Here is a 6,671-nt window from a genome sequence, read left to right on the forward strand (position 1 = left end):
TTACGTTTTCGACGCCAGATAAATAGTTGCAATCCCAAAACTCAACCGAACCGCCTGTATATCGCTAAATCCCGCATCGGACAACCGATCACAAAAATCATCACCTTCGGGAAAACGCATCACAGATTCATACAAATAGCAGTAGGCATTCGGATCGCGGGAGACCATGTGTCCAATACGAGGCAAAATACGCTGAAAATAAAAATTGTAAAGGCCGCGGAACACAGGAACTCGCGGCCTTGAAAACTCCAGCACAGCCACGCGCCCACCCACCTTGAGCACGCGGCACATCTCGCTCAGGGCCGTTTCCAACTCGACCACATTGCGAATGCCAAATCCGATTGTCACGCCGTCAAATATCCCTTCACCAAAGGGAAGACACTCCCCGTCGCCACACAAAAACGCGACCGGATTTGCTCGCGATATATTTTTTTTTGTACCCTCACGCAACATCGGCACCGAAGGATCGACGCCGATCACCTGAATATCGCCAGCGCGCTTGCCGCATTCAAACCCCAAATCGCCCGTGCCCGTAGCCAGGTCCAAAATTCGCCAGTTCGACCCGGGTTGCAATCGGTCAATAGTCTTTTTGCGCCACAAAATATCAATGCCCAGGCTCAACAGGTGGTTGAGCAAATCGTACCTGCGGGCAATCCTATCAAACATCTGCCGCACAAAAGCGCGCTTGGCTTCTGGTTCGAGCAACACATCGCGCGCGATACCCGCAGGGGTTTTAGGGCTATGCCTGTTCTCACCTCTCATTTTTACTGCCGACCCGTTTGACAACGACATCTTTCATCACATCAGTCGGTGGCTCAGCACCCGTCCAGATCGCAAAAGATCGCGCCCCTTGAAAAACCAGCATATCCAGTCCACCAAAAGCTGGCGCACCAACCGATTGAAACGCGCGCATCAACTGCGTTTCCAGCGGATTGAACACCGTATCGTAGAGCACCAGATCCGGATGGACAGCGCGCACATCGGCAAGGGGCGAGGCATTGACCTCGGGATACATCCCCAGCGAAGTGGTATTCACAACCACGCCCGCATCGGCAAACGCCCTGCATTGCGCATCGACATCCAGCGCACCCACATCCATTTTTGTACCCGTTATTTTTTCCATATCCACTGCCAGGGCCTCTGCACGCTTAACCGTGCGATTCAAAATCGTCACCCGCTGCACCTCGTCTTGCGTCCCCAGCGCATACGTCACAGCGCGGGCAGCCCCACCTGCGCCGAGCACCACACAATGCGCGGGAAATGCCACAATCCCCGCAATATCGCGCAATGCCGTCACAACGCCATAGACATCCGTATTGTATCCGACCAGCTCATCGCCTTCGCGCGAAATGGTATTGACCGCACCCACAGCCAGTGCTTCTTCTGAAATGCGATCCATGTGTTCCATCACCGCCAGCTTGTGCGGAATAGTCACATTTAACCCGCGAATATTCAGCCCGCGCAATCCCTTCATCGCCTCGCCCACGCGGTCGGGCAACACGTGAAAAGCCACATAACAATAATTCACATCTAATGCGGCGATTGCGGCATTGTGCATATCGGGAGAAAACGAATGAGCCACCGGGTCGCCAATAACGCCCAGCACCTGACTTGTTGCGCGAATATTCATCAAGACCTTCGATTGCCATCCAGCAAATCATTCACAAACTCATCGGCAATATCAAAACTCTCCTTCCACGAGCAGTTGTATGTATAGCGTATAAATGCCACACCGCCCAGGATCATCAAAATCGCAAATAGCGCGAGCTTAAAAAGTAGCTTCATATTTTCACCTCTTTTGGTTGAACAACAGTCGATAAACAATCGAATAACCCGGCAAATTCTCGGCACATATCGCCCGTATTTGACACCTGGGTTTCGCCCTCGGCTACCAATCCCGCCAGAGCAAAGGTCAATCCCGTGCGGGCATCGCCGCCAGCATCGACCTCTATACCCTCAAGGCGCACAGGTCCCTGCACCACCAGACCATCGGGCATTTCGCCTGCCTTAGCCCCCATTTGACGCAAATTTTGAATCGTCAGTGATAGGCGGTCAACCTCTCCCTGGCGCAAACCCTCTCCATCTCGAATAACCGTTTCACCCGCGGCTTGCGTGCCCATCACAGCGAGAAAAGGCACTTCACGAATAAATAAATCCGTCTGCTCGCCCCCTATACGCGTGCGCCGCAATTCAGACCCCTGGACTTTAATCGTACGCGTCACCTTAGACTTTGATCGCGTCACCTGAATGTCCAATTGTGCATTCAACCGCCGCAACAAATCCAATGCGCGGCGGGTCTTCCAATCGTCGCCCACGCAGTGAAGGGTCAGATCCGACTGCGATAACATCGCCGCAGCGCCGAGCAAATACAGCGTGGTCTCAGGATCACCCGGAACATCGCATTCCCCAATAAGCCCACGCGCTTCCTTTACCTCATACATACTTACCCCTCTAACGCAACCGCACTTGATAACCCGCATCTCGCAAAATATCGACAGACCGCTCGGCTTCCTCCTGCTGCCCAAACCCTATCCGGATCGTCCCCCCTTCGCCTTCGCGCACCTTCAACACCTCAATATCTTCAATATTAATTCCTTCGGCAGATAAACGCGATGCGACATCGGCAATCACACCGGGTTTGTCTTCCACCACCAGCAAAATTTCGTGAAGCGGATGCAAAAATCCCTTGGAATCTCTGGGAATCTCTCCGCGAATGCGATTCGCATAGTCAAAATCTTCTGATAACGCTTCCCGATCCACCTTCTCTCGTATCGCCACAAGCGCGTCGAGATACGCATTGATCATCTCTCGAATAGGCCCGGCATTCGTCTGACAAATATCTCGCCACATCGCAAACGGACTGGAGGCAATGCGCGTCAAATCGCGGAACCCACCCGCCGCCATTTGCAGGGGAAGGCCATCGGCCTCATTGAGCCTGCCCACCAATCCCACGAGCGTGGTAGCCATCATCTGCGGCAAATGGCTCACAGTCGCCGCGACCCGATCATGCGTCTCGGCCTCCATGCGCATAGAACGCGCACCAATACATTGCACCAGTGCTGCAAGCGCATCCACAGTTTGATCGGGAACACCGCTTGCGGGCGTAAGCACATAAAGCGCGTTTTCAAACAAAAAGGGATCGGCAGCACCCACACCGCTCTTTTCCGACCCCGCCATGGGATGCCCGCCCACAAAATGCACATCTTCACGCGCAACCCGTTCTGCACCTGCGACAATCGCGCCCTTTGTGCTACCCACATCTGTAATAATACAACCCGGCGAGGCCGCTTGCACGACCGCGGGCAATTGCTCCAGAATGCGCACAATGGGCGAACACAAAAATACCAGATCTGACCGCTTTACGCCATTGTCCATCGCGTCGTATTCATAACCGCTGTCGATCACATCGAGCGCACGGGCTTCTCGCAGGGTCTCCGCGCGACTAATACCAATAATCTCGCGCCCAATACCCAATCGCTTAAACGCCAGCCCCAGCGACCCACCAATCAACCCTACCCCCACAATGGCAATCGCGGCATCTCTAAACGGAGGATCGTTCATAAAAGGAATCCACACTACATAAACCGGGACACGGATTCGTCACGATTTGCTTTAGGGATAGGAACACCGTCCTCCCGGTAACACTCTTTCATCAACTCCCACGCTGCTTTCAATTCAACCAACGCCTCGTCGGGTGTCTGTCCAAAAGCCGAAACATTGGGAAGTTCCACGAAATGGGCGAGATAATCGCCATCTTCATCCAGGAACATCTTGACTGTGAATCCATCGAAGTTGTCCTGATTATTATTTTTCATTTTTTGTCTCCCAATGATATTGTCTCAAAAATTGTCGAACCTGATAGCCCTTGGACATGGTGCGATTGGGTTGGACTACGAGTCGGTACCCGTCTGGAGAGTACCAAACACGATGGCTTCCTCGCTGGCGACGTTGCGTCCATCCGCATTGACGCATGAGTCTTTCAAATTCTCTGAATTGCAATCCATTTGGGTTTCGCTGCGCTCTGTCAAGTAAGGCTTCTCTTTGATTCATGCTATCATTCTACTGCCGGATTGTGGGTTCATCGAGTAGATTTAGAACCTCCTGTTCTACGGAACGCGATTGCATGATATCCAGGACATCATGGTCTGCGAGATCGATAATTTCCACTACTCGCCCCCTAACCTCCGCTACTGTATTGGGCTTCCATTCGCGTAATTTCGCGTCTAATTTTTTTGCTAAAACATCCATTGATTCACCTTCATTAGGCTGCTTGTGGTTTGACGTAAACTTCGACTTGCATCCCGGCCAGCGTCAACATATTGATCAACTTATCCACGCTAAACCGACGAATATCTCCCTGCATTAAATTACTAATGCGCGGCTGGGATTCGCCAAAAAATGTAGCGGCTTGACTCTGAGTCCACCCCTTCATTTCGATGTACTTTCTCAAGTCAAGCATTAAATCAGCCCGAACTTTTAAGCTCGCTGCTTCTTCCCGATCAAAACCTATATCCTCGAATACGTTATCGCTGCCTTGAGTCACTTTCATAACTTAGCCTCCTTATATACCAAATATACCCAATTTGGCATAAAAAACAAGCACAGCCTGAATCGTACCCTGTTCATAACATGATTCGCCTTTTGGATAAACCTATGCTATAGTTGCTTCTTGCCTCTAAACCAAATCCGCCAGGTCTTTCACAAAAACTTCTGTATCTTCCCACCCCAGGCACGGGTCAGTAATCGACTTCCCAAATATCCCTTCTTCGGGTTTTTGCGCGCCCTCTTCCAGATAACTCTCCACCATCAACCCGCGCACCACATTGTGAAGCAGCGCGGAATGGCGGCGACTGCGCATCACCTCCAGACCAATGCGCGGCTGTTCGGAGAACGTTTTATCTGAATTATTGTGATTGGTATCCACAATAATCGTCGGATTGCTCAACTTGCGCGTCAGATATTGCTCGGCAAGATGCATTAAATCTTCGTAGTGATAATTGGGAATACTCCGCCCATTATACGACATCCCTCGCAACACCGCATGCGTCAGCGGATTGCCCGACGTGCTGACCTCCCAGCCATTGTGAAAAAACACATGCGGCATTTGCGCTGCATAAATGGCATTGAACATCACATCCAGATCGCCACCAGTCGGATTTTTCATGCCCGCAGGCACATCGACACCGCTAATGGTCAGGCGATGATTCTGATTTTCAACAGACCGCGCCCCCACGGCAATATAACTCAGCAAATCCTCCACATAAGGCAAATTCGAAGGATAGAGCATCTCATCAGCAGCCGTCAAATGCGACTCGCGAAAAGCGCGAATCTGCATCTGTCGAATCGTCTTAATCCCAACAACCATATCGGGCATACCTTCAGGGTCGGGCTGATGGGCCATGCCCTTATACCCTTCGCCAGTCGTGCGCGGCTTATTGGTATAAATCCGCGGCACGAGCACCAGCTTGTCCATCACCTGCTCTTGCAGCCGCGCCAGGCGATTCACATATTCACACACCGCATCGACATTGTGAGCAGAGCACGGACCAATAACCAACAAAAACTTATCGCTCTTGCGCTCAAAAATAGCCCGAATCTCGGCATCGCGTTCTTCTTTCTTAGCCTTCAAATCATCGGGTAGCGGCAAAACATCCTGGATTTCTTCTGCACTGGGAATGGGCTGAATCCGTTTGAAACTCATAATAACACCTTTTTTTAAGACTCTGAATCTGCGCGATCTTCTTCCAACCGCAACGACTCATCGATAATCTGTCTAAAAATGCGTTGCGCTGCTTCGTGACTCAAAGGACCGCCATTCAATTCGCGAATGCGGTTGAGGATCATGGTTTCTCGTTCGGGGACATGAAAGGGCAAACCCTCGGCACACTTAATTTTTCCCACAGACAGAGCATACCGGGCACGCTCATTGAGCAACTCGAGAATCTGATCATCTAAGGCATCGATTTTCTCGCGCCAGAAATCCAGATCCTTCTCCATAACCTACATATCCTTTCTCAAAGGGCCGATCAAAGACCCGACAAAAGCACCCACCTTTGCGACCAGATCGGCCTCGCGTTGGTACTCGCTAATGCGGCGCACAATCGCGCTACCAACCACAACCGCATCGGCATACCGCGCAATTTCCGACACGTGCTCAGGCGTTGAAATACCGAACCCAACGGCAATGGGCATATCTGTATGCTGGCATATCGCAGACACCTTGCTTTGAATTTCATCAGCCAGAGAATCGCGCTCTCCCGTCACCCCGGTGCGCGACACGTAATAGACGAAACCCCTCGTATGCGATGCAATCAGCTTCATCCGATCATCGCGCGTAGTCGGTGTCACGAGAAAAATTGTATCCAGCCCATGCACATCCATATGCGCCTTGTAATCGCCGCCCTCCTCCGGAGGCAGATCCAGCATCAGAACACCATCTACCCCTACATCTGCGGCGCGTTTTACAAAGCGCTCCACACCGTAGCGATGAATCGGATTGTAATACGTAAACAGCACAATGGGTATTTCGGTCTCAGTCCGCAAATCTGCAACCATAGACAACACGCCCTCGAGCGTCGCACCTGCGGCCAAAGCGCGTTGCGACGCCTCCTGAATCACGGGACCACACAGCCGTGGATGCACGCGTGCTCGCCACCGAGTGGCCCTATTGG

Annotated in this window: 12 protein-coding genes; all 12 read right to left on the reverse strand. The window is 51.9% G+C overall.

The window, feature by feature from the left end; translation table 11 throughout:
- Positions 1 to 762: a bifunctional demethylmenaquinone methyltransferase/2-methoxy-6-polyprenyl-1,4-benzoquinol methylase UbiE gene (gene ubiE, locus OXG87_12480; GenBank protein ID MCY3870368.1), complete on the reverse strand. Its 762-nt coding sequence runs from the start codon at positions 760 to 762 to the stop codon at positions 1 to 3.
- The gene (aroE, locus tag OXG87_12485) at positions 752 to 1,630 is read right to left on the reverse strand and encodes a shikimate dehydrogenase (protein MCY3870369.1); all 879 of its coding nucleotides are present in this window, start codon (positions 1,628 to 1,630) and stop codon (positions 752 to 754) included. The genes ubiE and aroE overlap by 11 nt, the downstream gene beginning before the upstream one ends.
- On the reverse strand, positions 1,630 to 1,785 hold the full coding sequence (locus OXG87_12490) for a hypothetical protein (GenBank protein MCY3870370.1): 156 nt from the start codon (positions 1,783 to 1,785) through the stop codon (positions 1,630 to 1,632). Before OXG87_12490 ends, aroE begins: the two co-directional genes overlap by 1 nt.
- The gene (locus tag OXG87_12495) at positions 1,782 to 2,441 is read right to left on the reverse strand and encodes a hypothetical protein (GenBank protein MCY3870371.1); all 660 of its coding nucleotides are present in this window, start codon (positions 2,439 to 2,441) and stop codon (positions 1,782 to 1,784) included. The genes OXG87_12490 and OXG87_12495 overlap by 4 nt, the downstream gene beginning before the upstream one ends.
- A gap of 10 nt (positions 2,442 to 2,451) precedes the next feature.
- Positions 2,452 to 3,561 (reverse strand): prephenate dehydrogenase, encoded by a 1,110-nt coding sequence (locus OXG87_12500; protein MCY3870372.1) that lies wholly within the window; start codon positions 3,559 to 3,561, stop codon positions 2,452 to 2,454.
- A gap of 14 nt (positions 3,562 to 3,575) precedes the next feature.
- On the reverse strand, positions 3,576 to 3,815 hold the full coding sequence (locus OXG87_12505) for a type II toxin-antitoxin system HicB family antitoxin (GenBank protein ID MCY3870373.1): 240 nt from the start codon (positions 3,813 to 3,815) through the stop codon (positions 3,576 to 3,578).
- The gene (locus OXG87_12510) at positions 3,805 to 3,972 is read right to left on the reverse strand and encodes a type II toxin-antitoxin system HicA family toxin (GenBank protein MCY3870374.1); all 168 of its coding nucleotides are present in this window, start codon (positions 3,970 to 3,972) and stop codon (positions 3,805 to 3,807) included. Before OXG87_12510 ends, OXG87_12505 begins: the two co-directional genes overlap by 11 nt.
- Positions 3,973 to 4,059: 87 nt before the next feature.
- Positions 4,060 to 4,248 carry a hypothetical protein gene (locus OXG87_12515; GenBank protein MCY3870375.1) on the reverse strand — a complete coding sequence of 63 codons (189 nt, stop codon included), beginning with the start codon at positions 4,246 to 4,248 and terminating at the stop codon, positions 4,060 to 4,062.
- 13 nt (positions 4,249 to 4,261) lie between these two features.
- Positions 4,262 to 4,549, reverse strand: coding sequence for a helix-turn-helix transcriptional regulator (locus tag OXG87_12520; protein ID MCY3870376.1), 288 nt, complete (start codon positions 4,547 to 4,549; stop codon positions 4,262 to 4,264).
- A gap of 126 nt (positions 4,550 to 4,675) precedes the next feature.
- Positions 4,676 to 5,701 carry a 3-deoxy-7-phosphoheptulonate synthase gene (locus OXG87_12525; protein ID MCY3870377.1) on the reverse strand — a complete coding sequence of 342 codons (1,026 nt, stop codon included), beginning with the start codon at positions 5,699 to 5,701 and terminating at the stop codon, positions 4,676 to 4,678.
- A gap of 14 nt (positions 5,702 to 5,715) precedes the next feature.
- Entirely contained in the window at positions 5,716 to 5,997 is a 282-nt protein-coding gene (gene pheA / locus OXG87_12530; GenBank protein ID MCY3870378.1) for a chorismate mutase, read from the reverse strand.
- A gap of 3 nt (positions 5,998 to 6,000) precedes the next feature.
- Positions 6,001 to 6,671: tryptophan synthase subunit alpha (gene trpA / locus OXG87_12535; protein ID MCY3870379.1), on the reverse strand; the 671-nt coding region annotated here is incomplete at its 5' end.

Source organism: Gemmatimonadota bacterium (genome assembly GCA_026706845.1).
GTDB lineage: Bacteria > Latescibacterota > UBA2968 > UBA2968 > UBA2968 > VXRD01.

Excerpts from the sequence above, each read along its gene's own strand:
- OXG87_12505 (MCY3870373.1), bottom strand. The coding sequence starts at position 3,815 with ATGAAAAATAATAATCAGGACAACTTCGATGGATTCACAGTCAAGATG.
- ubiE (MCY3870368.1), bottom strand. The coding sequence starts at position 762 with ATGAGAGGTGAGAACAGGCATAGCCCTAAAACCCCTGCGGGTATCGCG.
- OXG87_12510 (MCY3870374.1), bottom strand. The coding sequence starts at position 3,972 with ATGCGTCAATGCGGATGGACGCAACGTCGCCAGCGAGGAAGCCATCGT.
- OXG87_12495 (MCY3870371.1), bottom strand. The coding sequence starts at position 2,441 with ATGTATGAGGTAAAGGAAGCGCGTGGGCTTATTGGGGAATGCGATGTT.
- OXG87_12515 (MCY3870375.1), bottom strand. The coding sequence starts at position 4,248 with ATGGATGTTTTAGCAAAAAAATTAGACGCGAAATTACGCGAATGGAAG.
- OXG87_12525 (MCY3870377.1), bottom strand. The coding sequence starts at position 5,701 with ATGAGTTTCAAACGGATTCAGCCCATTCCCAGTGCAGAAGAAATCCAG.
- OXG87_12490 (MCY3870370.1), bottom strand. The coding sequence starts at position 1,785 with ATGAAGCTACTTTTTAAGCTCGCGCTATTTGCGATTTTGATGATCCTG.
- OXG87_12500 (MCY3870372.1), bottom strand. The coding sequence starts at position 3,561 with ATGAACGATCCTCCGTTTAGAGATGCCGCGATTGCCATTGTGGGGGTA.
- OXG87_12520 (MCY3870376.1), bottom strand. The coding sequence starts at position 4,549 with ATGAAAGTGACTCAAGGCAGCGATAACGTATTCGAGGATATAGGTTTT.
- pheA (MCY3870378.1), bottom strand. The coding sequence starts at position 5,997 with ATGGAGAAGGATCTGGATTTCTGGCGCGAGAAAATCGATGCCTTAGAT.
- aroE (MCY3870369.1), bottom strand. The coding sequence starts at position 1,630 with ATGAATATTCGCGCAACAAGTCAGGTGCTGGGCGTTATTGGCGACCCG.